At 59.5% G+C, this 23485-nt stretch carries 25 protein-coding genes; 8 read left to right on the top strand and 17 right to left on the bottom strand.

What is annotated here, in order from left to right; translation table 11 throughout:
* Positions 1-6: 6 nt before the first annotated feature.
* The 5 genes from AC4IHP_RS08385 to xylA all read right to left on the bottom strand — a co-directional run bounded on the left by AC4IHP_RS08385 (position 7) and on the right by xylA (position 6520).
* Positions 7-681: a cysteine hydrolase family protein gene (locus AC4IHP_RS08385; RefSeq protein ID WP_130911009.1), complete on the bottom strand. Its 675-nt coding sequence runs from the start codon at positions 679-681 to the stop codon at positions 7-9.
* Positions 682-1205: 524 nt separating this feature from the next.
* Positions 1206-2342, bottom strand: a complete 1137-nt coding sequence (locus tag AC4IHP_RS08380) for a sugar ABC transporter permease (protein ID WP_016774325.1) — start codon at positions 2340-2342, stop codon at positions 1206-1208.
* The gene (xylG, locus tag AC4IHP_RS08375; RefSeq protein ID WP_039758957.1) at positions 2343-3899 is read right to left on the bottom strand and encodes a D-xylose ABC transporter ATP-binding protein; all 1557 of its coding nucleotides are present in this window, start codon (positions 3897-3899) and stop codon (positions 2343-2345) included. It lies immediately after the preceding gene.
* A gap of 155 nt (positions 3900-4054) precedes the next feature.
* Entirely contained in the window at positions 4055-5056 is a 1002-nt protein-coding gene (gene xylF, locus AC4IHP_RS08370; protein ID WP_490831434.1) for a D-xylose ABC transporter substrate-binding protein, read from the bottom strand.
* Between the two features lie 147 nt (positions 5057-5203).
* Positions 5204-6520 (bottom strand): xylose isomerase, encoded by a 1317-nt coding sequence (xylA, locus tag AC4IHP_RS08365; protein WP_490831433.1) that lies wholly within the window; start codon positions 6518-6520, stop codon positions 5204-5206.
* 289 nt (positions 6521-6809) lie between these two features.
* On the opposite strand from xylA, the gene AC4IHP_RS08360 reads away from it, so the two are divergent.
* On the top strand, positions 6810-7985 hold the full coding sequence (locus tag AC4IHP_RS08360) for a XylR family transcriptional regulator (protein ID WP_016774329.1): 1176 nt from the start codon (positions 6810-6812) through the stop codon (positions 7983-7985).
* Positions 7986-7997: 12 nt separating this feature from the next.
* On the opposite strand, the gene AC4IHP_RS08355 is transcribed toward AC4IHP_RS08360, so the two are convergent.
* Positions 7998-9164: an MFS transporter gene (locus AC4IHP_RS08355; protein ID WP_041480537.1), complete on the bottom strand. Its 1167-nt coding sequence runs from the start codon at positions 9162-9164 to the stop codon at positions 7998-8000.
* Positions 9165-9259: 95 nt separating this feature from the next.
* On the opposite strand from AC4IHP_RS08355, the gene AC4IHP_RS08350 reads away from it, so the two are divergent.
* Together AC4IHP_RS08350 and AC4IHP_RS08345 are read left to right on the top strand one after the other, a co-directional pair.
* A complete protein-coding gene (locus AC4IHP_RS08350; protein ID WP_490831432.1) occupies positions 9260-10153 on the top strand; it encodes a LysR family transcriptional regulator in 894 nt (297 codons plus the stop codon).
* Positions 10154-10256: 103 nt separating this feature from the next.
* On the top strand, positions 10257-10646 hold the full coding sequence (locus tag AC4IHP_RS08345; protein ID WP_490831431.1) for a hypothetical protein: 390 nt from the start codon (positions 10257-10259) through the stop codon (positions 10644-10646).
* A gap of 112 nt (positions 10647-10758) precedes the next feature.
* On the opposite strand, the gene AC4IHP_RS08340 is transcribed toward AC4IHP_RS08345, so the two are convergent.
* Positions 10759-11274, bottom strand: a complete 516-nt coding sequence (locus tag AC4IHP_RS08340) for a hypothetical protein (protein WP_490831430.1) — start codon at positions 11272-11274, stop codon at positions 10759-10761.
* Between the two features lie 65 nt (positions 11275-11339).
* The gene (locus AC4IHP_RS08335) at positions 11340-12296 is read right to left on the bottom strand and encodes an aromatic alcohol reductase (protein ID WP_490831429.1); all 957 of its coding nucleotides are present in this window, start codon (positions 12294-12296) and stop codon (positions 11340-11342) included.
* 93 nt (positions 12297-12389) lie between these two features.
* On the opposite strand from AC4IHP_RS08335, the gene AC4IHP_RS08330 reads away from it, so the two are divergent.
* Positions 12390-12848, top strand: a complete 459-nt coding sequence (locus tag AC4IHP_RS08330; protein ID WP_460118532.1) for a winged helix-turn-helix transcriptional regulator — start codon at positions 12390-12392, stop codon at positions 12846-12848.
* Positions 12849-12859: 11 nt separating this feature from the next.
* On the opposite strand, the gene AC4IHP_RS08325 is transcribed toward AC4IHP_RS08330, so the two are convergent.
* Positions 12860-13273 (bottom strand): PaaI family thioesterase, encoded by a 414-nt coding sequence (locus tag AC4IHP_RS08325; RefSeq protein ID WP_130888041.1) that lies wholly within the window; start codon positions 13271-13273, stop codon positions 12860-12862.
* A 132-nt stretch (positions 13274-13405) separates the two neighbouring features.
* On the opposite strand from AC4IHP_RS08325, the gene AC4IHP_RS08320 reads away from it, so the two are divergent.
* On the top strand, positions 13406-13861 hold the full coding sequence (locus AC4IHP_RS08320; RefSeq protein WP_460118534.1) for a GNAT family N-acetyltransferase: 456 nt from the start codon (positions 13406-13408) through the stop codon (positions 13859-13861).
* A gap of 7 nt (positions 13862-13868) precedes the next feature.
* On the opposite strand, the gene AC4IHP_RS08315 is transcribed toward AC4IHP_RS08320, so the two are convergent.
* The 4 genes from AC4IHP_RS08315 to AC4IHP_RS08300 form a co-directional block, all read right to left on the bottom strand.
* Complete coding sequence (locus tag AC4IHP_RS08315; protein ID WP_460118536.1) at positions 13869-14498, bottom strand: DUF3885 domain-containing protein; 630 nt, start codon at positions 14496-14498, stop codon at positions 13869-13871.
* A gap of 48 nt (positions 14499-14546) precedes the next feature.
* Positions 14547-15488 (bottom strand): AraC family transcriptional regulator, encoded by a 942-nt coding sequence (locus AC4IHP_RS08310; RefSeq protein WP_490831428.1) that lies wholly within the window; start codon positions 15486-15488, stop codon positions 14547-14549.
* A gap of 18 nt (positions 15489-15506) precedes the next feature.
* Positions 15507-16331 (bottom strand): oxidoreductase, encoded by an 825-nt coding sequence (locus AC4IHP_RS08305; protein ID WP_460118540.1) that lies wholly within the window; start codon positions 16329-16331, stop codon positions 15507-15509.
* A 198-nt stretch (positions 16332-16529) separates the two neighbouring features.
* Positions 16530-16781, bottom strand: a complete 252-nt coding sequence (locus AC4IHP_RS08300) for a hypothetical protein (protein WP_490831427.1) — start codon at positions 16779-16781, stop codon at positions 16530-16532.
* A gap of 265 nt (positions 16782-17046) precedes the next feature.
* On the opposite strand from AC4IHP_RS08300, the gene AC4IHP_RS08295 reads away from it, so the two are divergent.
* Entirely contained in the window at positions 17047-17436 is a 390-nt protein-coding gene (locus tag AC4IHP_RS08295) for a low affinity iron permease family protein (protein ID WP_490831426.1), read from the top strand.
* A 28-nt stretch (positions 17437-17464) separates the two neighbouring features.
* Here the strand turns inward: AC4IHP_RS08295 and AC4IHP_RS08290 are convergent, their stop codons facing one another.
* Together AC4IHP_RS08290 and AC4IHP_RS08285 are read right to left on the bottom strand one after the other, a co-directional pair.
* Positions 17465-17905: a type II 3-dehydroquinate dehydratase gene (locus tag AC4IHP_RS08290; RefSeq protein ID WP_460118546.1), complete on the bottom strand. Its 441-nt coding sequence runs from the start codon at positions 17903-17905 to the stop codon at positions 17465-17467.
* Positions 17902-19275 (bottom strand): MFS transporter, encoded by a 1374-nt coding sequence (locus AC4IHP_RS08285; RefSeq protein ID WP_460118548.1) that lies wholly within the window; start codon positions 19273-19275, stop codon positions 17902-17904. The genes AC4IHP_RS08290 and AC4IHP_RS08285 overlap by 4 nt, the downstream gene beginning before the upstream one ends.
* Positions 19276-19438: 163 nt before the next feature.
* On the opposite strand from AC4IHP_RS08285, the gene AC4IHP_RS08280 reads away from it, so the two are divergent.
* On the top strand, positions 19439-20323 hold the full coding sequence (locus AC4IHP_RS08280) for a LysR family transcriptional regulator (protein WP_460118550.1): 885 nt from the start codon (positions 19439-19441) through the stop codon (positions 20321-20323).
* Positions 20324-20335: 12 nt separating this feature from the next.
* On the opposite strand, the gene AC4IHP_RS08275 is transcribed toward AC4IHP_RS08280, so the two are convergent.
* The gene (locus AC4IHP_RS08275) at positions 20336-21250 is read right to left on the bottom strand and encodes a LysR family transcriptional regulator (protein WP_490831425.1); all 915 of its coding nucleotides are present in this window, start codon (positions 21248-21250) and stop codon (positions 20336-20338) included.
* A gap of 156 nt (positions 21251-21406) precedes the next feature.
* On the opposite strand from AC4IHP_RS08275, the gene AC4IHP_RS08270 reads away from it, so the two are divergent.
* Complete coding sequence (locus AC4IHP_RS08270) at positions 21407-22417, top strand: zinc-dependent alcohol dehydrogenase family protein (RefSeq protein ID WP_490831424.1); 1011 nt, start codon at positions 21407-21409, stop codon at positions 22415-22417.
* A gap of 65 nt (positions 22418-22482) precedes the next feature.
* Here AC4IHP_RS08270 and AC4IHP_RS08265 read toward each other — a convergent pair whose 3' ends face one another.
* On the bottom strand, positions 22483-23484 hold the full coding sequence (locus tag AC4IHP_RS08265) for an NAD(P)H-quinone oxidoreductase (RefSeq protein WP_460118556.1): 1002 nt from the start codon (positions 23482-23484) through the stop codon (positions 22483-22485).
* Position 23485 lies beyond the last annotated feature (1 nt).

The raw sequence follows: 23485 nt of genomic DNA, 5'->3' as shown, positions 1-23485 counted from the left end.
CTCCGTTCAGCAGGCGTCGACGAGGCGGCGTTGAAAGCGCGCTACGACTTGTGGGAATTCATCTGGCTGGAAGGCGAGGTGATCGGGTTCTGCGGTTCGAAGCGATGTTGCCGGCTCGTTGTTCCAGCGTCTCGACAGCTGCTCGGTGGTAAAGAGCTCCAGCCCGTACAGCCAGTTGGACAGGATGAACAGTGCCGAGTAATGCGCTCCCTCTGTAGTCGCACTACAGGCGTCAGCGACAAGGCTGACCTGGAAGTCGTGCTGATAGGCGTCGAACAGACTGCTCATGACACACACATCCGTCAGCACGCCGATGACCACCAGTTGCTTGATGCCTCGGCGGTTGAGCATCTGAGCCAAACGGGTGCCGTGGAAGGCGCTGTAGCGGCGTTTATCGATGACGACGTCAGCGTCTCGAGGCGCCAGGGCATCAATGATCTCGATCGCAGATGTGCCGGCGCGGTAAGTCGTTGGCCTGCCTTGGTCGTCTACCGGTTCGCCCAGCGCCAGATCGCGGCCCGGAGCGTCGTTGACGTGGCGGGTATAGAAAATCGGGATGTGCAACTGGCGAGCGCGATCGATCAGGGATGCGGCGTTATCGACCACTTGATCGAAGCGTTCGAGCGGGAAGCCATCTTCCTTTTGCATATCGATCACAAGCAAGGCGGTGTTTTGGTTCATCAGGTTTGTTCCGGATGCAGAGCGCCGGGCGAGCCGGAGGGACTCACCAGGAAACTCGGTAATGACGGTGCGCAGCGATCCGCCAAGGCGGAAACTGCGAGAGATCGAGAGAGACTCTCGTCGGGAGGTGTTACCTGACTATCTGCCAGAAGCCGTTTTGCTTTGCGCTCACGCAGGATGGCAGCCGAGGCAGCACGATGGAGGACGAAGAGCGGAATCGACGGAGGTAACGCGCCATGGCTGCGCACGGCAACGCACACACCGCGCTTGAAGAGCGGGTGTGAGCGTCGCCGAATTGTGCGGAGGATGCAGGCATGGCCATAGACCTTGAGCGCGATATGCACTGGAGGAGCAAGATACGGGCCAAGCTCTGCAAGGCCTTCGAAGCCATTGAGCCAGAGCGGACCAAGCGCTTGACGCAGCGTTTACTGGTATCTGGTATTCCATAATATTGTGTTACGTAGCGTAGCAGCGGGTTGCGTTCTTGCTCCCTTTTGAAGCAGATCCCTCCAGGCTCGCGGTGATCAACGCCGCGCCGTGCGCGTACTCACATCCACCCAGACCGCCAACACCAGAATGCTGCCCTTGACGATCATCTGCCAGTAGCTATCGACGTCAAGCATGGACATGCCGTTGTCCAGGCTGGTGATCACCAGCGCGCCGAGAAGGGCGCCGTAGACGGTGCCGGAGCCGCCGCGCATGGAGGTGCCGCCGATGAAGCAGGCGGCGATGGCGTCGAGTTCGCCCATGCTGCCGGCCGAGGGTGAGCCGGCGGCGAGGCGTGCGGTGTTGACCACGCCGGCGAGGGCGCACATCACGCCCATGATGCCGAAGATCCACAGCTTGACCGCCTGCACATTGATGCCTGACAGGCGCGTGGCTTCCATGTTGCTGCCGACTGAATAGACCCGGCGGCCGAACACGGTCTGGCTGGTGACGTAGCTGAACACGCCGAGCAGAATCAGCAACAGCAGCACCGGCACGGGAATGCCGTCATAGCTGTTGAGGGTCTGGACGAAACCGGCCAGCACCGCGCCGATCACCAGCACGCGCACAACATCACGCACCAGTGAATGCGCCGCCAGGCCATGCAGGGCGCGATTGCGTCGTTGTTTCCAGGTGAGGAACACCGTCAGCACAAACAGCAGCACACCCAGGCCAGTGCCGATCGCGTGGGGCAGATACCCCTGGCCGACGTAGACCAGCTCCGGCGATACCGGGGCGATGGTGGTGCCGCCGGTGATCCCCAGCAGAATCCCGCGAAACGCCAACATGCCGCCCAGGCCGACGATAAAGGACGGGATGCGCAAGTACGCCGCCATGTAGCCGTTGGCGAGGCCGATCATCAGGCCGCACAGGGCGACCAGACTCAGATTCGCCAGCAACGGAATGTGATAGACCACGTCGAGTATTGCCGCGAGGCCGCCGAGCAGGCCGAGCAATGAACCCACCGACAAATCGATCTCGCCGCTGATGATCACCAGCACCATGCCGCAGGCCAGAATTCCGGTGATCGACATCTGCCGCAGCAGGTTGGAAAGGTTGCGCGGGGTGAGGAAACCGCCTTCGGTCTGCCAGCTGAAGAACAGCCAGATCAGCACCACGGCAAATACCAGCGCGAGCATCTTGTAGCGGGTGAACAGTTGTTTGACCTGATTCATTTACGCGGTTTTCCGATCATTATTGTTATGGCTGCCCGGCTGGCTGAGGGCGGCGGCGAGTACCTGTTCCTGGGTCAGCTCATGGTTGACGAAGTCGCCGCGCAACTGGCCTTCGCCGATCACCAGCACGCGGTCGGACACGCCGAGTACTTCGGCCAGTTCCGACGAAACCATGATGATCGACACGCCTTCGGCGGCCAGCGCGCCCATCAACTTGTAGATTTCATACTTGGCGCCGACATCCACGCCTCGGGTCGGCTCGTCGAGAATCAGCACGCGCGGTTTGGCCAGCAGCATTTTCGCCAGCACGGCTTTCTGCTGGTTACCGCCCGACAGGCTGGTGATCGGCAGGGACGGACTTGCGGTCTTCAGATGCAGCCGGGAGATTTCCCGGTCGATGCAGCCCAGTTCGGCTTCAGCATCGATGCGGGTCATTTTCGAATAACTCTCGAGCACGGCGAGGGTGATGTTCTGGCCGACACCGAGATCCGGAATGATGCCCTGGCGCTTGCGATCTTCAGGCACCAGGCACAGGCCGGCGCGGATCGCTTTCAGCGGCGTGCGCGTGTCGATCGGCTGGCCGTCCAGCCAGACTTCGCCTTCGTGGCGGCCGGGGTAGGCGCCGAACAGCGCGGTGACCAGTTCGGTCCTGCCGGCGCCGACCAGCCCGGCAATGCCAAGAATTTCGCCGCGCTTGAGGCTGAAGGAAATGTCGTCGACCCGTTTGCGCTTGGGGTTGTCGACGTCGTAGCAGGTGATGTGGCGCGCTTCGAAGATCACCTCGCCAATCTCGTGTGGCTCGCTGGGATAAAGGTTGCTCATTTCGCGGCCGACCATTTGCGTGATGATCTGCGGAATGTCCATGTCGGCCATGGCGGTGGTGGCGATGTGTTTGCCGTCGCGGATCACCGAAATGGTGTCGCACACGGCGGCGACTTCATCGAGTTTGTGCGAGATGTAGACGCAGGCGACGCCCTTGGCTTTGAGGTCGCGGATGATGTCGAGCAGCACTTCGATTTCCGATCGGCTCAGGGCCGAGGAGGGCTCGTCGAGGATCAGCAGACGCGCCTGTTTGTTCAGCGCCTTGGCGATTTCCACCAGTTGCTGGTAGCCGCCGCCGTACTGCGAAACCGGCAGCGACACGTTCATGTCCGGCACTTTCAATTCACGCATCAACGCTTCGGCGCGGTGGATCATCGCCGGGTAGTTCATGCGCCCGCCGGGCAGCGTCAGCTCATGGCCCATGAAGATGTTTTCCGCCACCGACAGGTCGGGAACCAACGTCAGCTCCTGATGGATGATGACGATGCCGGCGGCCTCGGTTTCGCTGATCGATTGCGCCCGGAGCGGTTGTCCGTCCCAGAGGATTTCGCCGTCCCAGGTGCCATGGGGATAGACCGCCGAGAGGATCTTCATCAGCGTCGACTTGCCGGCACCATTCTCGCCGCACAGGCCCACGCATTCACCGGGGCGGACCTTGATGTCGATGCCGTTCAGCGCTTTGACACCGCCGAAGGTTTTGACGATGCCGTTCATTTGCAGCAGATAGTCGGACATGGAAAAGGCTCGTATATCGAAGACTCACACACCACGAGACCTGTGGGAGCGAGCCTGCTCGCGAAAGCGTCAGTTCAAGCAATGCATCGCTGACTGACACTCCGCTTTCGCGAGCAGGCTCGCTCCCACAGGTCTGACCAGGATTTATGGCCGGATCACTGCCCGGCGATCTGCGCCTTGGTGTAGAAGCCATCCTGTTCGAGCAAGTCGATGTTGTCCTTGGTCAACGGGGTTGGCGTGAGCAGGATGGTGTCGACCTTTTTGCTGCCGTTGTCGTACTGCGAGGTGTAGGCGGGTTTCTCGTTGCGTGCCAGTTGCACCGAGAGCTTGGCCGCTTCGGACGCGATGAGTTTCAGCGGTTTGTACACGGTCATGGTTTGCGTGCCGGCAATCACGCGTTTGACTGCTGCGAGGTCGGCGTCCTGACCGGAAATCGGCACCTTGCCAGCCAGTTGTTGCGCGGCCAGTGCCTGGATGGCGCCGCCGGCGGTGGCGTCGTTGGAGGCGACGATGCCGTCGATTTTGTTGTTGTTACGGGTCAGGGCGTTTTCGACGATGCTCAGCGCTTCGGTCGGGTTCCATTCCTTGACCCACTGCTGGCCGACGATCTTGATATCGCCCTTGTCGATGGCCGGTTGCAGCACTTTCATCTGGCCTTGGCGGAGGATTTTGGCGTTGTTGTCGGTCGGCGCACCACCCAGCAAGAAGTAATTGCCTTTGGGCGCCGCTTTCAGCACGCCGCCGGCCTGCATCTCGCCGACCTTTTCGTTATCGAAGGAAATGTAGGCGTCGACATCGGCGTTGAGAATCAGCCGGTCATAAGACACCACTTTGATCCCGGCTTTCTTCGCCTCGGCCACGGCGTTGGTCAGCACTGTCGCGTTGAACGGCACGATGACGATTACATCGACGCCGCGAGAAATAAGGTTTTCGATCTGCGAAATCTGCTTCTGCTCGTTGGCGTCCGCCGATTGCACGAAGACTTTGGCGTCCATTTTTTCCGCCGCCGCGACGAAGTAATCGCGGTCGCGCGACCAGCGTTCCAGACGCAGATCGTCAATGGAGAAACCGATTTTCGGGTGGGTGGCGTCGGCCATTACCGGCAGGGCCAACAACGCCAGGGCACTGGCCAACAGCGTACGTTTCAAGTTCTTCATGGTGGTGCGTCCTTTTATTTTTGTTGGAAAGACACGGCCTGACGATGAATCGGGCTGGTAGAACTGTAGAGAATCTGCCGACGCAGCAGGCACAGAATTGTCGTGCAATTGTCACAGCGTCGTTGCGTCGGCAGCCTCTTTTGGCGATCAGCGATACAGGTAACGGTTGACGATGTTTTCGAGCATTTCCTGACGGCCACTGACGGCTTGCGGGTTCAGTTCGTTGGTAAACGCGTGCTCGGCCAGCGACTCGAGATTGAAGTCGCCCGCCATCACCGCTTGCCCGAACGGCTGACGCCAGCCGGCGTAGCGTTGGTCCTTGAGCAGTTGCAGTTGATCGTTCTCAACCATCGCAGCGGCGCGTTCCAGCGACAGGGCGAGAACGTCCATGGCGCCAACGTGGCCGTGGAACAGGTCGATCTCGTCGAGGCTCTGCCGGCGCACCTTGGAGTCGAAGTTGAAACCACCATTCTTGAAACCGCCGGCCTTGAGGATTTCATAGGTCGCCAAGGTCATTTCTTCGACGCTGTTGGGGAACTGGTCGGTGTCCCAGCCGTTCTGCGGATCGCCACGGTTGGCGTCGATGCTGCCGAAAATTCCCAGCGAGGCGGCGGTGGCGATTTCGTGATGAAAGCTGTGGCCGGCCAGGGTCGCGTGGTTGGCTTCGATGTTGACCTTGATTTCCTTCTCCAGGCCGTACTGCTGGAGAAAGCCGAACACCGTGGCGCTGTCGTAATCGTACTGGTGCTTGGTGGGCTCCTGTGGCTTGGGTTCGATCAGCAGGTCGCCGGTGAAACCGATCTTGTGCTTGTGCTCGACGACCATGCGCATGAAGCGCCCGAGTTGTTCGCGCTCGCGTTTCAGGTCGGTATTGAGCAGGGTTTCGTAGCCTTCGCGACCGCCCCACAACACGTAGTTGGAGCCTCTGAGGCGATGGGTCGCATTCATCGCGCTGAACACTTGCGCAGCGGCGCAGGCGAACACTTCCGGGTCGGGATTGCTCGCGGCACCGGCGGCGAAACGCGGATTGCTGAAGCAGTTGGCGGTGCCCCAGAGCAACTTGATGCCGCTTTGTTCCTGATGCTGTTCGAGGCGGTCGACCATTTGCGCGAAGTGTTCGCGGTACTCCTTCAGCGAGTTGCCTTCGGGGGCGACGTCCGTGTCGTGAAAGCAGTAGTAATCGATGCCCAGTTTGCTGAAGAACTCAAACGCGGCTTCTGCTTTGCCGATGGCCAGTTGCATCGGCTCGCCGCTGCGTTGCCAAGGGCGTTTGAAGGTGCCGGCACCGAACACATCGGAGCCGGGCCAGACGAAGGTGTGCCAGTAGCAGGCGGCCATGCGCAGGTGTTCGCGCATGGGTTTGCCGAGGATCAGTTTGTCGGCGTCGTAGTGGCGGAAAGCGAGGGGCGAATCACTGTTCGGGCCTTCGTAGCGAACCGGCTCGATATTGGGGAAGTACTGCATGGACCTTGTCCTTGTTGTTCTTGGCGGTGTCTCGATACTAGCAACGGCCCCGTGCCCGCTGATTATGAAAAGCCTCAACTGCGAGTGCGATTTTGCGTATTGAGCTTCTGCGTCTTCGCGCCTAGTCTGTGTCCATCGCTGCCCTGACACGGCGGCCCGGAACAGTACAAAAACAATTTGAGGCCGCTTTCGCGAGCAGGCTCGCTCCCACATTTGATTCGTGTCATTCACAAAACCGTGTGGGAGCGAGGATGCTCGCGAATGGCTTGACGCCAAATCCGGATCCTGTATGAAAAGCCTACCGCCCGTGCACCGCATCGCCCTGTTGTTCAACGGCAGCAAGATCTACGACCGTGGAATCATCAGCGGCATTGGCAACTACCTGAGCAGCACCCGCGCTTCCTGGGACTTGTTTCTGGAAGAGGATTTTCTCTGCCGCCTGAAAGGCATCGAGCGCTGGCAGGGTGACGGGATCATTGCCGACTTCGACGATCCGCTGATCGGCGAGGCGCTGGCTGACATTCATTTGCCGGTGGTGGCGGTGGGCGGTTCCTACGAGGATGCGCGCGCCTATCCGAAAGCGATTCCCTACGTTGCCACTGACAACAACGCATTGATCACGCTGGCTTACTCGCATCTGGTCGAGGCGGGGTTGCAGCGTTTTGCCTGTTTCAGCCTGCCCGAGGCACAAGCCAATCGCTGGGCGCAGGAGCGGGAAAAAGCCTTTCGCAAACTGATGCAACGCGATGGCCTGCACGCGGAAATCTATCGCGGCATGGGCACCAGCGCGCCGCTGTGGGACAGCGCCGTGGAACAACTGATCGCCTGGCTGCACAGCCTGCCGAAACCGATCGGCATCATCGCCGTCAGCGACGCCCGTGCCCGGCAGTTGCTGCAAGCCTGCCTGACCGCCGGCATCGCCGTGCCCGAGCAGGTCGCGCTGATCGGCATCGACAATGACCCGCTGACCCGCAGCCTGACGCGTGTGCCGCTGAGTTCGGTGATTCAGGGCACCGAAACCATGGGCCGCACCGCCGCGCAACTGCTGCACCAGATGCTCCACGGCATGCCGTCCACCGGTACGCAAATCCTGATTCCGCCGGACGCGGTCAACGTGCAGGTGTCGAGCCTGCACCAACCGCTGGGCAATCCCTACGTCATGCAAGCGCTGCTGTTCATCCGCCAATATGCCTGCCAGGGCATCAAGACCGCGCAAGTGGCGGCCTATGTCGGCGTGTCGCGCTCATCGCTGGAAGCGCATTTCCGCGCCGAGCGCGGTTGCAGCGTGCATGACGAGATTCTGCGTTTCAAACTGGCGGCGGCTACCAGCGGTTTGAAGAACACCGATGCTGCGATTGCCGATATTGCCCAGGCCTGCGGCTTCAAGTCTGCGCAATATCTGCACACGGTGTTCCGTCGCGAGTTCGGCTGCACGCCCCGCGAGTATCAGCAGGGCGGGGCGTAGCGCTGCGAAGACTTACGCCAGCGCAGCGGCACTGGCTCTGGAGCGCCAGGCGAACGTCAGCACCATCAGCAGGCCCAGACCAGCCATCGCCGCGCCGGCCAAGGAAATCGCTGGATAACCCAGCCCGGCATTGATCACCGCGCCACCCAGCGCCGCGCCGATCGCGTTGCCGAAATTGAACGCACCGATGTTCACCGCCGAAGCCAGATTCGGCGCGTCCTTGGCCGCTTCCATCACGCGCATCTGCAGCGGCGGCACCAGAGCGAAGCTGGCGATACCCCAGATCAGAATGGCCACGGCGGCCGGCAGCGGCCAGCGCATCAGCACAGTGAATGCGAGCAACACCACAATCAATGCGCTCAGCGACACGATCAGGGTGCGGTCGATCGAACGGTCGGCAGCCTTGCCACCCCACATGTTGCCCAGGGTCAAACCGATTCCGAACAACACCAGCATGGCGGTGATGAACGCGGCGGAGGCGTGGGTTTCGCTGCTGAGAATCGGCGCGATGTAGGTGAACACGGTGAACATCGCACTCGAGCCGACCACGGTCAGGGCCAGCGCGGCCAACACCGGACCGCGGCCCAATACACGTATTTCCGCCAGCGCACCCGCGCCTTGCTCTGCTTTCAGATTGGGCAGGGCGAACCACAAGGCGATCATGGTCAGCACGCCGAGACCGGTAATGCCCCAGAACGCCGTGCGCCAGCCGAACAGCTCACCAAACCACGCCGCCAGCGGCACACCGCCGATAGTCGCCAACGTCAGGCCCATGAACATTGCCGCCACGGCGCCGGCACGTTTCTCTGGTGCGACCACGCTGGCGGCAACCACCGAGCCAACCCCGAAGAACGCACCGTGATTGAGCGAGGTGATCACCCGGGCGACCATCAGGCTGGAGTAATCGGTGGCCAGCGCCGACATCAGATTGCCCAGGGTGAAAATCGCCATCAGCCCGATCAGCAGATAGCGCCGAGGGATCTTGCCGGTGGTCAGGGTCATCAGCGGTGCGCCGAGCAGCACGCCCAAAGCGTAGGCACTGACCAACAACCCCGCAGCGGGAATGGAAACGCCGAGATCGGCAGCGATGCCGGGCAACATGCCCATCGGCGCGAACTCGGTGACGCCGATGCCGAAGGCGCCGACAGCGAGTGCAACAAGTGGTGGATTGATACGCATGGAAAGTCTCCTCATCTATGCCGCCAATGCTACGATCCATCGTTTTCCGGCGGTAGATGGCGATTTTGGCAATCACCTTTGCGTAAGAGGCACGAATGGACTTCAACGGCAGATCAGGGGAAATGAGCGTGTTCGTCACTGTGGCGCAGGAGGGCAGCCTCTCAGCAGCGGCGCGTGCATTGGGGCTGACGCCTTCGGCGGTCAGTCGGATCATCGCCCGCGCCGAACAGCGACTCGGCACTCGTCTGTTGCTGCGCACGACCCGCGCGCTGACATTTACCGCCGAGGGCGAAGCGTTCCTGCGCGGTGCCCGGCGGATTCTGGCCGACATGGACGAAGTGGAAGGCGCCATTACCGATCAAGGCGTACCCAAGGGCCGCTTGCGTGTCAGTGCCGCCCTTGGCCATGGACGGCTGACCATTGTGCCGTTGGTCGCAGCCTTCACCGCCCGTTACCCGAACATCGTCGTCGACCTCAGCCTCGGCGACGAAGTAGTCGACATCCTCGCTGGCCAGGCGGATGTCGCCATACGCTTCGGCCATCTGCCCGACAGCCCGTTGACCGCACGCCGGCTCGGCCACACCGGCCAAGTCGTGGTCGCATCGTCCGACTACCTGAAACGCCACGGCACACCTCTCGAACCGGAAGACCTGCTCAAGCACAACTGCCTGCGCTTCAACTTCCGCCGCGCCGAAGCCAACTGGCCGTTTATCCGCGACGGCAAGGAGTTCTCGCTGAAAGTCAGCGGCAACATCGAATGCAGCAGCGGCGAAGCACTGGCCCAGTTCGCCAGACTCGGCGCCGGCATTGCGCGGATTGGCGAGTTCACCGTCAGGGAAGACTTGCAGCGCGGGGATTTGATTGCGCTGCTGCAAACCTGGAACCCCGGTGATGAGGAACCGATTCATGCGGTGTTCGTCGGCGGCGCGGCGATGCCGGTGCGGGTGCGGTTGTTTGTGGATTTTTTGCTGGAGCAGCATCGGATGTAAGAGGTGGCATCTTTTCATCGGATCTGATTCTGTGCACGCAAATGCAATCATATTGCTATCATTTGCAGCTCTTCATTTTTCAGTCTGAATACAGTGAGTACCGATGTTCGTGAAAACGCTGAATGGATTGCTTGTCTTAGTGGTTTGCGGCGTACTGGGCGCTTGCGGAAAAACAGACCGTTTTGCCGACGGCTGGGATCAAGGCGGCAACCTGCATGACGTGAGTCTGCGCGAGTGGGCCTTTGCAACCGATGCCAATCGGCTTGCCAGTGCTGCCGATTTTGCCCGGGAATTTATTCCGGCGTTGCCAGCAGTGTCTTTGCCGCTCGCGAGCGCCCTTGTTGAAAAGTGCCTGACCGAGAGTGCGTATATAGCCGCTATCGAGGAGATTCGAGTGCGAAGCAGAATTGAACCCTGTATTGAATATGCTCAACAAACCGCCCAGCGCCTCTCGCAGGAATATGCCAAGCGCCAGGGTGTTTCCAGCCAGTAAACGGTCGCCAGCGAAGTATTGTCGAGTGTCGGCTCCCAGTTACAAAGGGCCACCGCAGAATGATGGACCCGGATGTTCTTTACTGGGCGCCGAGCGAGACAGATCGTTGTTTTCACTCGACGAATCTGAGGCATGCAAAAGCGGTTTTGATACGCAGTTGCTTGATGGGTTCGATGCTTTCCTGAGATCCGATTTTTTTGACTACGCCCAGGCCGCAGTATTGTTGATTGAAGGTGAAGATCGGGAGAAGGCCAGCCTTGGGTTCAGTCCAGTAGCCCGACTTCAACGTATAGCTGGCCCCAGCCTGAGGGGTGAAAGAGAAGGGTATCTGGCAAAACTTTCCACCAACTGTTTGCCGGTAAGTCAAAACCAGCTCTTTGCCGGCAGCTACCGGCGATTGGATAAAACCCTCGGTATAGGGCAAAGGCGTGAAGCCCGCGTAACATCCCGATTCGCTGAAGGTCATCGCGTCGAGATTAGTGCCGCTTTCATATTTAAGCCTGACCGTCGCCGAGGGTTCATCCTGCCGGGGAAATTGATACTGTTTACCCTGAAACAGTGAAGTACAACCGCTCAGTGCCAATGCTCCAGCCAAAAGCGTCAAGCCAAATCTGCCATTCCCGTTCATGTACTGCTCCTGGATACCATCGGACTTTTCAAAAGCAGATGATACCGAAAAGTGGCCACATGCTATTAAGCTTTACAAGATTCAGACAACCCAAGTTTCTCCCGTGCCCACTGCTCAGCCGTCGTGACATGAATCGCCCGCTGCTCATTGAACGTGCCCGCTATCGGCCACGCCACACCTCGGCCTTGGGCGAATACAGCGCGGTATTTTTTGATGTGGTGAGTGGGGTCTTTTTCCAGTTCCTGCATCAGGTGCGGCACTGTCCAGACGTTACGCTTGAAGGGGCGTCCGAGCACGCGTTCGAGAAGGCCCGCGACCTGTCCATAGGTCAGCGTGTCACCCGAGAGGTACACGATCTCGTTGCGAAAACGCGGTTCGAAGAAAACGATTTCTGCGGTCAGCTTGCCGATGTCGTCCGGGGTCGTGAGCGTCACGCTGGTGTCCAGGCTGCCCAGGGCGTTAACGGTGTCGTTGTCGAAATCAACGACTTCAAATACTGGCTCAAACAGGAAGCTGGTAAACATGCCGGTCGAGATGATCACCCATTCGGTTTTGTCCTGTGCGCGCAGCAGTTCGCGCACGTCGAGCTGACTGTCGAACAGATCCTGCGGACTGCCCCGGCCGATCACCTCGAAATCCACGCCAAACTGCCAGGGAAAGTAGCGTTTGATGCCGGACTTGAGCGCGGCGGTCGCCAGCTTCATCGGCGTCTCGCGACCAGCGACCATGCCGGCGCAGCCAATGACGGTATCGAACGGTGCGAAGACTTCGGCCAGTTCGTCGATTGAATCGTTGACCAGATCTGCCGCCACCATCTGCACGCCGAGACTGCGCAGTTCATCGATTTCGGCTTTCTTTTCCGGCACCTGACTGTTGATCGTCGAGGCCCTGAGCAGGACGCTGATCGTGCTGCCGGGCGAGCGCTTTGCCGCTCGTGCAAGGTTGCGCAAAACCGGCAGGCCGAGCTCGCCTGCGCCCAGGACGAGAATGGATTGCGCGGAAGGGTGGTTCGATTCGGTCATGATGTCTCCTCAGATCTGCATGTAAGATCGGCAAATGCTGGCACGATCGGGCAGCACTCAGAAGAAGGCACACGCGTGATACCAGGTGAAGAAATGACTGATCAGCAAGCGCTCAGTGAGGCAGAAGCGATCTGCCAGACGCTCAGACGAGACGATGATGGCGTGCGCCGCGAAGTGCTTGCACACGCCGGCAGTCGCTGGTCTTTGGGCATCCTGCATGCCTTGGGTGTCTACGGCACCATGCGTCACGCCGAGATCAAACGGCAGATGACCGGCGTGACTCAGCGCATGTTGACCAAAACCCTGCGTGCGCTTGAACGCGACGGCCTGCTGACCCGGCGCGAGCTCGACCAGGTGCCGCCGCACGTCGAGTACGAACTGACGCCATTGGGCATGGGATTGCTGGTGCGGATGTCGCCGATCTGGACTTGGGTGGTGGAAAACGTCGAGGGTTTCCGCGAAGCGCGACGCACGTTCGATAGCCAGACCGGCAAGAAACCCTCGTGGCAAATCCCTGTGCCGGCGCGGGACGATCCTGAAGCGTCAGACTGAGGTTTCGCGCTTCAGCTCAGCGGCACCGCGAACACGGCACTGGCGCGCGCAACCGTTCGCTCTCCGACGTGCAGACTGACGCCAGCAAACGCCAGTTGACGTCCCTTTTTGGAGTGTTCAAGACGCACTTCGAGCCATTCGTTGATTTGCACCGCACCGAGATAATCCAGGGTCATGCTCGCCGTGATCAACGGCTGCGGCGGATCGCTGGAGAAGGCCATGGCGTAGCCCATCCCCACATCCGCCAATGTCGCCAATACACCGCCATGCAAAGTGCCGCGACCATTGGCATGGCGGGAGTCGGTCAGCAAACCCAGTTCCAATTGTAGGCCGTGGCCTCTGGCGTAGATCGGGCCGAGCAGATCCAGCAACGGACTGCTGCGGGTGAATGGAGTGAAGCCTTCGGGAATGGCCGTGGTGTTCATGATCCCATCCTGATGCAGGTGGTTGACCTGTGTGATTGGGCGAGGAAACACAGAAGGGGGCAAGCACTATGCGCATGGGGAATTTGCTGCGATAAGTGCTGTACACGGAACTGACAAGCAAGGAGCTACTGGGTGGATATTCAAATTCACATCGCGAGAGATGCGGATGCATCGGCTATCAGTGAAACGATCATCAAGACGCTCCGTGAGAGCAATGCCCGCGACTATCCTCCCGAAATCATTGATCGAGTGATTGAAAGTTTTTCGCCCTCGAAGATCCTTCGTTTTTTGACTGAGCGTCAGGTGCTAGTCGCTACGCTCGACAGTCAAATCGTCGCAACGGCAAGTCTCGATCGAGACGTTGTTCGAAGCGTTTTTGTCGACCCGGGCTTTCAAGGAATGGGTGTCGGAAGACAGCTGATGAAGAGCATTCAATCACTCGCCATGGACACAGGTTTCAATCTGCTGCGCGTTCCTTCTTCAGTCACCGCAGAAGGCTTCTATGCTTCCCTCGGCTTCAAGAAAATCAGAGATGAGTTTCATCAGACGGAGCGCACGATCATCATGGCGAAGAAGTTGAAACGATAGCGTTCACCTAACGTTTAAGCCTGCCGAATGTGGCTTCCATCGCTGCCCGGTCATGGTCGAGCAACCAGGCATGATGTCGTTGATAAAGCTGCAAAAGTAGTTCGGCGTTGGCTCCAACCACGTCCATGCCTCTGTCGTCATAGGGAAAGACCATGACTCGCTTGGGCAGATTGAACAGGTAGACAGCACAGTTCGCACGCGGTTGGATAGCACCGAAGTCCTTGGCCAATGCGCACCAGAGTAATGCTTGAATGCTCGCGACAGACGCTTCGAAGGCGACGTTGACCCAATATTCCGGCTCTTCCTCACTGAACCATTCCTCGTTATCTATTTCTTCGCTCCAGATGCACAGCGCTGATGGAGTATCGATGCCAGCAGATTTAAGGGCGCGAAGAGTGCTGCGGTGGGCGAATCGATTGCGACCCGAATGAATGCGCAGGCATGCGGCAAACGATGCGTCCCCTTGGAAAATGTCGCCGCAGATGGTTATGGATTTGCGCATAGCGGTCAGGAATTGCTCGATCATTCCGCCCGTTTCGGAGAGTTCGAAACGCAATCCTCCGGGCCAGGAATAGAAAAGCGGACGGGCGAATGCCTGGGGTCCAAATGCGTTTTCGATCTCAGCTCTCAGATTCACTTTCTTCCCTTCAATGTGGATTTCTGTGTGTTCAAGACGCGGGTGAAATCAGTGCGACGACACAAACGGCGAAGCAGTCGTCGGTGCCGGCAGCGCATAGGCCTGTTTCATCCACGCCACTTCCGCCAACGGTGTGCGGCCGAAGAGGCGTTTGAAGTCGCGGCTGAATTGCGAGGCGCTTTCGTAGCCGACCAGAAATGCAGTTTTTGCCGCAGTCAGATCGTTACGCAGCATCAGCAATCGCGCCTGGTGCAATCGCGTCGACTTCAGGTACTGCATCGGCGAGGAATCGGTGACCTTGCGAAAGTGCAAATGAAAATTCGGCACGCTCATCTGCGCTTCCTCGGCCAGGGTTTCTACGTCGAGATGCTGGTGATAGCAACTGTGGATCTTGTGGATGGCGCGGGTCACTTTGCCGAACTGGCCCTGTTGGGCGATGGCGGCGCGCAGGGTGCCGCCTTGTTCACCGGTGAGGATACGGTAGTAGAGCTCGCGCAGCATCGCCGGGCCGAGGATTTGCGCGTCGGCATCGTTGTTCATCACTTCGAGAAAACGCAAGGTCGATTGGCGTAGCGGTTCGTCGAGCGGCGAGGCGTACATGCCCATCGGTTGGGATCTGGGGAAATCCCACATTTCATCGACCTGCTGAATCAGCTCGCCGGCCAAGGCGAAATCCAGACGCACGTACACCGCGAGCATTGGCTCGGCTTCGCTGGCGTCGGTTTCCATGGTGAAGGGTACCGGCACCGACACCACCAGATAGTGCTGAGCGTCGTAGACGTAGACTTCATCGCCGAGATAACCGCGTTTACGCCCCTGACAAAGGATCACGATGCCCGGTTCGTACAGCACCGGCGTGCGTGTCAGCGGGCGGTTGGAGCGCAGGAAGCGCACATCCTCCAGCGGGCTCAGGTTGTAACCCTCCAGCGGGGCGAGCTGGCTCATCAACCGGACCATGCGTGCCGTGAGCGGGTCTTTCGGTTTCGGCATTGAGGTTCTCCGCGTTGCTCAGCCATCCGTCGAGCGGCTGAGCGCTTGCCATTGCTCAATACTCTCCGCCGTCTGCTGCAACTTGTCACGCACCAGCGCCAGAGCATCACTGCCAAGCAGCAAGTGAGCCGGAGGGTTTGGACTGTCGATTATCGTCAGCATGGCCCGTGCAGCTTTCAGCGGATCGCCCAACTGACGGCCGCTTTTCTCCTCCCGGGTCTTGCGCACCGGATCGAAGCTTGCGTCGTAATCACTGATGCTACGCGGCGTGCGCTGCATCGAGCGGCCTGCCCAGTCGGTGCGAAACGATCCCGGCGCCACAGCGGTGACAAAAATATTGAAGGGCGCAAGCTCCTTGCTCAAGGTGTCGGAGATCCCCTCAAGCGCAAATTTGCTGCCGCAGTAGTACGCGATCCCGGGCATGGTGATATGGCCGCCCATCGAGGTGATATTGAGGATATGCCCCGCACGGCGCTGGCGGAAATACGGTACGAAAGCCTTGGTCACCGCCACTGCGCCAAACACGTTGACATCGAACTGGCGGCGCATTTCCTCCAGTGACGACTCTTCGAAAATCCCCTCATGCCCGTAACCTGCGTTGTTGACCAGCACGTCCACCGGGCCGTGACGATCTTCCACCGCAGCAACCACCCCATCGATGGCATCGAAATCGGTAACGTCCAGCAGCACCCCATGCGCACGCTCGGGCGATAGCGCTTCGAAAGCTGCCAGCGCGGATTCACTGCGCACTGTGCCGATAATCCTGTGACCTCGAGCGAGCGCTTCTTTGGCCAGAGCCTGGCCAAAGCCGCTGCTGACACCGGTGATGAAAAGGGTCTTCATGGATCAGTACTCTTGCAGGCAATTGGAGAGGCCATGCTAGGGCGGAACGCGCTGGTGGGCGATGCCGGATCGGATCCGAGTATTGCCTGTTCCTATCAATAAGGTTCTGGATCAGTTGTTCAGCGTTGGCCCCCAGAAGGCGGAAAAGTCCTGCAGGTCTCAAACCCGCAGGACTTTTCTGGTCTCAGCATCACGCGCTTAGGCTGCGCGACGACCCGGTGTGCGGTCGGATCCATCAGCGGCCAGGGCCTCACCCAGTGGGGTGCGGTTTGAGCCGTCGGCAGCGATGGCCGGGCCTTGGGGCGTACGCTGCGAACCGTCGGCTGCAACGGTCTGCTGTGGTTCGCTGACCTGGGTGAAGAAGCGATCTTCCTGATTGCTCGGTACGGCGAATGCGCTGGCGCTGAGGGCGAAGGTGGCTACAGCGATCAGTTGGCTTACAGTTTTCATGGCGGTGACTCCGGTCAAATCGGGATTGAGGTCCGGGTCGTTCAGATCAGTCTCTGGTTAACCCGTTGCAGTGGTGTGTTCTGCATGGGTTCAGATTAGGGGGCAGGGCGGTGTCGGCGTTAGGCGGATACTGTTGGCGATTTGCCTGATTCTGTTTATGAGGTGCTGGCGATAAAACGACAGTCACGACGAACGGTTGGAAATGTGACTAAGTATTTCAGTGATGGGCGAGGTCAAGTGCATGAGTCTATTTAGAGGTATCCAGATGAAATTCGCGCGCTTTTGCCAGGCACTCTCCAACTGGGCCGGCAGCCCTAAAACCTTCCTGACGGCAATCCTTCTGATCCTTGCCTGGGCGGGAACCGGGCCATATTTTCATTACAACGACACTTGGCAACTGATCATCAACACCTCGACGACGATCATTACTTTCTTGATGGTGTTCCTCATTCAAAATACGCAGAACCGGGACAACGACATTTTGCATTTGAAGATCGATGAACTGATACGCGCCACAAAAGAAGCCCAGAATGCCAGCCTGGGTCTGGAGAAAATGGAAGCGCGCGAGCTTAGAAAACTGCGCAATCAATATCGTGCCCTGGGTGAGTCCGGTCAGATTGATGTGGAATCAGTCAAAGAAAGTGGGGCCCGTTAGAGTTCTCTGAACGAGCCCACCGAGCTTTTTACCGACGCAACAAGTTGTCGACCGCACGTATCGCCAGCGCATAACCGTCGGCGCCCATGCCACAGATCACAGCATTGACCACCCCGGACATGATCGAGTGGCGATGCAATTCATCCCGTGCGTGGATGTTCGACAGATGCAGTTCGATCAGCGGTGTGCTGAGCAACTTCAGCGCATCGAGCACCGGGATGGAATGAAATGACAGGCCGGCCGGGTTGATGATCACTGCGGCGCCTTGATCAAAGGCTTCCTGAATCCAATCGACCATCACGCCTTCGTGGTTGGTCTGGCGAAACACGCAGTGCAGATCAAGTTCCCCGGCCAGTTGCTCACTGCTCAGACGAATTTGCTCAAGAGTGGTGTGCCCGTAGATATGCGGTTCACGGCGGCCCAATAGATTCAGATTCGGGCCGTTGAGAATAAAGACAGTGCGGTTCATGGTCGTCCTGCAGCGTTATTTGGAGAGAAAGGCGATGTGGCCGTTGCGTCGGCGTTGTCTGGCGTCACGGCGTTCAGGTCGACGCCCCGGGTTTCGGGACCGATCAGGATCATCGCCAGCGAAATCAGATTGATCACCGCGCACAGCGTCACCAAGGGCCATGGTGAATTGTTGGACTGGCTCATCAGCCACACGGCAATCATCGGCATGGGGCCGCCGATCACCAGGTTGGCGCCGGTATAGGCGAGGGCCGAGCCGGAATAGCGCACCTGGGTGGGAAAGGCTTCAGCAAACGCCACTGGCTGGATGCCGCTTTGAAACTGAGTGAAGCCGAGGAACAGGCCCATGATTGCCATGATGGCGGCAACGTTCAGCGTGTTGAGAATCGGGAAGTAGACGAACAGGATCAACAAGGTCATGCACGAGCCGAACGCCAGCGCTTTTTTGCGTCCCCAGCGATCAGAAAGGTAGCCGCCGGCCAACGCTCCGACAATCGCGAACAGGTTAGCGACCATCAGCGACATGAAACCCGTCGACTGACTGAAGCCGAGATGCTTGGTCAGGTAGCTGAGGGAAAAAATCACAATCAGGTAGAACAGCGCAGCGGGCGAGCAGAAAAACAGCATCAAACGCAGGATGGTTTTGTAGTGGCTGCCCATGGCCGATTTGAGCGGGCTTTTTTCCTGCTTGACGGGGTTTTTCTTCAAGGCAACGAAGGCGGGGGTTTCATCGACCTTCAGGCGGATATAGATCGCGACGATAACCAGCACGAAGCTGAGCAGGAATGGAATCCGCCAGCCGAAACTTTCAAACTGTTCGCTGGAGAGGGTGGCGGCCAGGCCCATCAACACGCCGTTGGCCAATATCTGACTCAGCGGTGAACACAGACCGAGCAACCCGGAATAGCGACCGCGACGATCACGAGTGGCATGTTCCAGCGCCATCAGTTGCGCCCCGGTGGATTCACCGCCGAGCGCGAAGCCCTGGATGATGCGCAGCAGCACCAACAGAATCGGCGCGAGAATCCCCACCTGTGCATAGGTGGGCAACAAGCCCATCAGCACCGACGCCAGGCCCATCAGGGTAACCGTGGCGAGCATCAGGTTGCGACGGCCCAATTTGTCGCCGAGGTAGCCACAGGTAATCGCGCCCAGGGGGCGGGCGGCAAGTCCGACGCCGAACGTGGCCAACGATGCCAGCAGCCCGGCGGTCGGTTCCATGGCAGGGAAAAACAGCTTGGGCAGGATAGTTGCCGACACCGCACCGTAGAGGGTGAAGTCAAACCATTCCAGCGCAGTGCCGATGGTCGCAGCGGTCACCGCTTTGCGAGGCATGCGCAAATCATGAGTCTCGTGACTGGTTGTGCTCATTGAGGGGCTCGTCATTATTTTTATGGTTACGGGGTCCCCGTACGATTCTGACCAGCGCTGGCCTGGGCAGATCGTCGAAGTCAGTAGACAGTAGCCCATCCGGCCTAGAGAATAATTATCGAAATTACGATAAATAGATAAGCCAGCCTTATGGATCATTGAAATGGAATTGCGTCATCTCAAGGCCTTTGTGGTCGCCGCCGAGCTTCAGCATTTCAGCCGGGCAGCCGAACAACTGGACATCGCGCAACCGGCGCTCAGCCAATTGATGCGTACGCTGGAGGCCGAGCTGGGGCTGGCATTGTTCCGCCGGGAAAACCGTAGCGTCGTGTTGACGGCCGCCGGCGAGGCATTCCTGCCACACGCGCGGCAGTCGATAGAGGCCAGTGAACGGGCGACGGCCGCCGCGCGACGTGCACGGCGCGGTGAGGTCGGCGAGATCAACATCGGTTATCACTCGGCGTTGTTCGAAGCCAACCTGCCGCAATTGCTGCGGCATTACTTCAGCACATTCCCCGAAGTCAAAGTGTCGCTGGTCGATGCCGGGATCCGCGCGCAGTTCGACATGTTGCTCGACCACAAGCTCGATCTGGCCTTTGCCCGCGTGTTCAAGGATCACTTGCCGGATCGTCTGCGTACCCATCATTTCAGCCAGTCACGCCTGGTCTTGCTGATCCCGGACAACCATGAACTGGCGGACCGCTTCAGCGGCGAGTTGGCGACACTGCGTCACGAGAAATTCGTGCTGTTGCAGGACAGCGCGGGCATCGGCCTGACCTCGCATACGCTACAGGCGTGTCGGCAGAACCAGCTGCATCCCGAGAACATCATGTATGTGCCGTCACTGATGAGCATCCCGGGCCTGGTGGCGGCGGGCATCGGCTTGAGTATCGTGCCTGAGGCAGTCACCCGGTTGAGCATGCCGGGCATTCGCATCATCCCGCTGAATCAGGCGGAAATGGTCAGTGAGCTGTCGCTGATTTCGCGCATCGATGAGCGTTCCAGTGCAGTGCTGCACTTTATCGAAGAAGCGCACGGCTGGGAGTGAGAAGGCCCGCCTTCAGTTCTGCACCCACGCCCCATGCAACTGCACAAACCGCACCTGCAGCCATTCGATAAACACCTGCACCTGCGCCGGCAAATGCGTGCGGCTCGGGTACAGCAGCGATACCGGCCGAGGCGTCGGGCGCAGCGGTTGCAGAATCTCTACCAATGCTCCGTTAGCCAGATGCTCGGCGACCGCGATGCCCGGCGCCTGGATAATGCCGAAGCCCGACACGCCACACTGCACGTAGGCGTTCGATTCCGTGACGGTAATGCCTTTGCGGCTGACGTAGGTTTTCTGTTTGCCCTCATCTGAAAACTGCCAGGGCAGAGTGCGGTTGTTCTGGCCCGAGAGAAAGTTCACGCCTTGATGGTTCGCCAGATCTCCAAGCGTTTCGGGTGTGCCGTGCTCGCGTAGATACTCCGGCGCGGCGCAGGTGACCATGGTCGCCAGGGCGATAGGGCGGGCAATCAGGGTTGAGTCGGGCAGCTCGCCGATGCGCAGCGCACAGTCGATGCCTTCGCCGACCAGATCAACCGCACGATCGGTGACGCCCAGTACCATGTCGATGCCGGGGTAGGAGTCGGTGAATTCGCGCAGGCTTTTGATGAATTCCAGCTGCGCGAACGCGGTGGGAATGTCGATGCGCAGGCGGCCGGACAGCGTGGTTCCGGTGCGATCGAACATTGTGGTGGCGGCGGTGATCTCGGCCAGAATTTCCTGGACCCGCTGATAGAAAAGTTCACCCTCGGCGGTGAGTGCGACTTTCCTCGTAGTGCGCTGGAACAGGCGCACGCCCAGCGATGTTTCCAGTTCCTGAATATAGCGAGTGACCTGCGGCCGGCCGATGTCCAGCGACTCAGCGGCTTTGGTGAAGCTGCCCAGTTCCGCCAGTCGGGCGAACAGGCGCATCGATTGCAGTAATTCCATGGCTTTTCCGCTGAGCTCAGTATCTGAATTTGTTGCCTGAGAATAGAACAATCCTGTCTGTTTCCAAGCATTTATTGCGCTGCAGTAAAAGCCAATCATGGACCCAAGGCAAACCTGCTGAGGGTTTGCAGCCAATAACGCATTTGGAGACTCACCATGAAAGCGTGGTTACTGAAAGATTTCGGGCTCGACAATCTGCAACTCGGCGAGACGCAAACGCCGCAACCCAAGGCTGGCGAGCTGTTGGTCAAGGTCGGCGCGGTGTCGCTGAATTTCCGCGACAAGGCCATCGTTGACGGTATCTACGAGCCGCACCTGGTGCCGAAACCGCTGATTCCAGTGAGCGATGCCGCTGGTACCGTAGTTGCAATCGGCGCCGGTGTTACTCGTTTCAAGGTTGGCGATCGGGTCAATTCGCATCTGTACTCGCGCTGGCTTGACGGCGAGCCGGGGCCGAACGAGCCGGATTATTGCTTCGGTTCGCCGCTGCCCGGTGGCCTCGCCGAGTACATGATCATTCACGAGGACAGCGCCGTCGGCGCGCCGGCCAACATGAGCGATGAACAGGCGGCGACGCTGCCTATCGCCGCACTGACCGCGTGGTACGCACTGGTGGATTTCGGCGCTATTCAACCGGGCCAGACCGTGTTGGTGCAGGGCACCGGCGGCGTATCGATTTTCGCCGTGCAGATCGCCACCGCGCTGGGCGCCAAAGTCATCGCAACCTCAAGCAGCGATGACAATCTGCACGCGGTAAAACGTCTAGGCGCGGTCGCCGGTATCAACTACCGCAGCACGCCGAACTGGGCAGACGAGGTGCTGAAACTCACCAAGGGCAAGGGTGTGGACCTGCTGCTTGATGTGGCGGGAGGCAATGGCATCAATCAGTCGGTAGCAGCGACCAAGGCCTCGGGGCGGATTGCGCAGATTGGCTTTCTGACAGGGCAGACCGTCGAGCTGAACCTGATGCCGCTGATCTTCCGCCAGACCACCATTCGCGGCATTGCGGTGGCACCGCGTTCATCGTTCGACCGGATGAACGTGTTCCTCGCCGAGCACGACATTCGCCCGGTGATCGACCATGTGTATCCGTTCGAACAGGCGCGCGAGGCCTATGAGCATCTGGCGAAAGGGGCGTTTGGCAAGGTGGTGATCAAGGTGGGCTGATCAGCGCAAACGTCAGACAAACCAAGGCCAGTCAGCTCAACTGACTGGCCTTTCTTACGTCTGCCTTAGCGCAAATCCTCCGGCTGCATCGTCAGAATAATCTTCCCGACATTCTGCGAAGACTCCATCCGCCGATGCGCGTCGGCTGCGCGCGACAGCGCGAAGGTACTGTCCACCACCGGTTCCAGGCTCGCCGCGCCGGCGAAGCGCTCCAGCCAATGTTCGCGAAAGCGCTGGATCATCGCGTGTTTCTCCGGCTGGGTGCGCGACTTCATCACCGTGCCGATGATTTGCAGATGTCGATAGAGGATGTGCTCGAGCTCCACGTCGACCTTGCCGCCGCCGCCAAGAATGCCGACCTGCACCAGGCGGCCGCCGTGGGCCAGCGAGGCGATGTTGCGGGCGAAGTAGGGTGCGCCGATGAAGTCGATGATCACGTCGACGCCGCGCCCGTTGGTTTTGTCGGCGATGACTGCGGCGAAATCCTCGGTTTTGTAGTCGATGGCCACGTCGGCGCCCAGATGTTCGACGCGCGACAACTTGCTGCCTTCGGTGGTCGCGTACACCGTGGCGCCTGTGGCGTAGGCCAGTTGCACGGCAGCGGAACCGACGCCACCGGCGGCGGCATGAATCAGCACCGAGTCACCTGACTTGAGTCGGGCGAGGTGCAGCATCGCTTCGTGAGCGGTGACAAACACTTCGGGAATCGCCGCTGCGTGCACATAGTCGAGCTGCGCCGGAATCGGCATGGCCATGCGGTAGTCGATGCGCGCCAGTTCGGCGTAGGCCCCGCCGCCGACGACGCCCATCACCCGGTCGCCGACGGCGAATCCGCTGACCTCGCTGCCGGTCTCGAGCACTTCCCCGGCAATCTCCAGACCGATGATCAGCGAGTCACCAAAGTTCGCATGGCCGTAGCCGCCGGTTCGGTGCGTCAGGTCAGCACGGTTCACGCCGGCCGCGTAGACGCGCACCAGTAGATCGGTCGGGCGCACTTCAGGGTCGGGTGCTTCGCCCAGTTGCAGCACTTCTGCCGAACCGAATTCTTTCAACTTGATGGCTTTCATC

The sequence above is a fragment of the Pseudomonas sp. UF-293 genome, assembly GCF_058245595.1.
The sequence above is the reverse complement of the archived record's forward strand: the minus strand, read 5'-3'. Positions and strand labels throughout refer to the sequence as shown.

Bases quoted from the DNA above. Each gene is read 5' to 3' on its own strand.
- AC4IHP_RS08385 (WP_130911009.1), bottom strand. From the start codon at position 681: ATGAACCAAAACACCGCCTTGCTTGTGATCGATATGCAAAAGGAAGAT.
- AC4IHP_RS08380 (WP_016774325.1), bottom strand. From the start codon at position 2,342: ATGAATCAGGTCAAACAACTGTTCACCCGCTACAAGATGCTCGCGCTG.
- xylG (WP_039758957.1), bottom strand. From the start codon at position 3,899: ATGTCCGACTATCTGCTGCAAATGAACGGCATCGTCAAAACCTTCGGC.
- xylF (WP_490831434.1), bottom strand. From the start codon at position 5,056: ATGAAGAACTTGAAACGTACGCTGTTGGCCAGTGCCCTGGCGTTGTTG.
- xylA (WP_490831433.1), bottom strand. From the start codon at position 6,520: ATGCAGTACTTCCCCAATATCGAGCCGGTTCGCTACGAAGGCCCGAAC.
- AC4IHP_RS08360 (WP_016774329.1), top strand. From the start codon at position 6,810: ATGAAAAGCCTACCGCCCGTGCACCGCATCGCCCTGTTGTTCAACGGC.
- AC4IHP_RS08355 (WP_041480537.1), bottom strand. From the start codon at position 9,164: ATGCGTATCAATCCACCACTTGTTGCACTCGCTGTCGGCGCCTTCGGC.
- AC4IHP_RS08350 (WP_490831432.1), top strand. From the start codon at position 9,260: ATGGACTTCAACGGCAGATCAGGGGAAATGAGCGTGTTCGTCACTGTG.
- AC4IHP_RS08345 (WP_490831431.1), top strand. From the start codon at position 10,257: ATGTTCGTGAAAACGCTGAATGGATTGCTTGTCTTAGTGGTTTGCGGC.
- AC4IHP_RS08340 (WP_490831430.1), bottom strand. From the start codon at position 11,274: ATGAACGGGAATGGCAGATTTGGCTTGACGCTTTTGGCTGGAGCATTG.
- AC4IHP_RS08335 (WP_490831429.1), bottom strand. From the start codon at position 12,296: ATGACCGAATCGAACCACCCTTCCGCGCAATCCATTCTCGTCCTGGGC.
- AC4IHP_RS08330 (WP_460118532.1), top strand. From the start codon at position 12,390: ATGACTGATCAGCAAGCGCTCAGTGAGGCAGAAGCGATCTGCCAGACG.
- AC4IHP_RS08325 (WP_130888041.1), bottom strand. From the start codon at position 13,273: ATGAACACCACGGCCATTCCCGAAGGCTTCACTCCATTCACCCGCAGC.
- AC4IHP_RS08310 (WP_490831428.1), bottom strand. From the start codon at position 15,488: ATGCCGAAACCGAAAGACCCGCTCACGGCACGCATGGTCCGGTTGATG.
- AC4IHP_RS08305 (WP_460118540.1), bottom strand. From the start codon at position 16,331: ATGAAGACCCTTTTCATCACCGGTGTCAGCAGCGGCTTTGGCCAGGCT.
- AC4IHP_RS08300 (WP_490831427.1), bottom strand. From the start codon at position 16,781: ATGAAAACTGTAAGCCAACTGATCGCTGTAGCCACCTTCGCCCTCAGC.
- AC4IHP_RS08295 (WP_490831426.1), top strand. From the start codon at position 17,047: ATGAAATTCGCGCGCTTTTGCCAGGCACTCTCCAACTGGGCCGGCAGC.
- AC4IHP_RS08290 (WP_460118546.1), bottom strand. From the start codon at position 17,905: ATGAACCGCACTGTCTTTATTCTCAACGGCCCGAATCTGAATCTATTG.
- AC4IHP_RS08285 (WP_460118548.1), bottom strand. From the start codon at position 19,275: ATGAGCACAACCAGTCACGAGACTCATGATTTGCGCATGCCTCGCAAA.
- AC4IHP_RS08280 (WP_460118550.1), top strand. From the start codon at position 19,439: ATGGAATTGCGTCATCTCAAGGCCTTTGTGGTCGCCGCCGAGCTTCAG.
- AC4IHP_RS08275 (WP_490831425.1), bottom strand. From the start codon at position 21,250: ATGGAATTACTGCAATCGATGCGCCTGTTCGCCCGACTGGCGGAACTG.
- AC4IHP_RS08270 (WP_490831424.1), top strand. From the start codon at position 21,407: ATGAAAGCGTGGTTACTGAAAGATTTCGGGCTCGACAATCTGCAACTC.
- AC4IHP_RS08265 (WP_460118556.1), bottom strand. From the start codon at position 23,484: ATGAAAGCCATCAAGTTGAAAGAATTCGGTTCGGCAGAAGTGCTGCAA.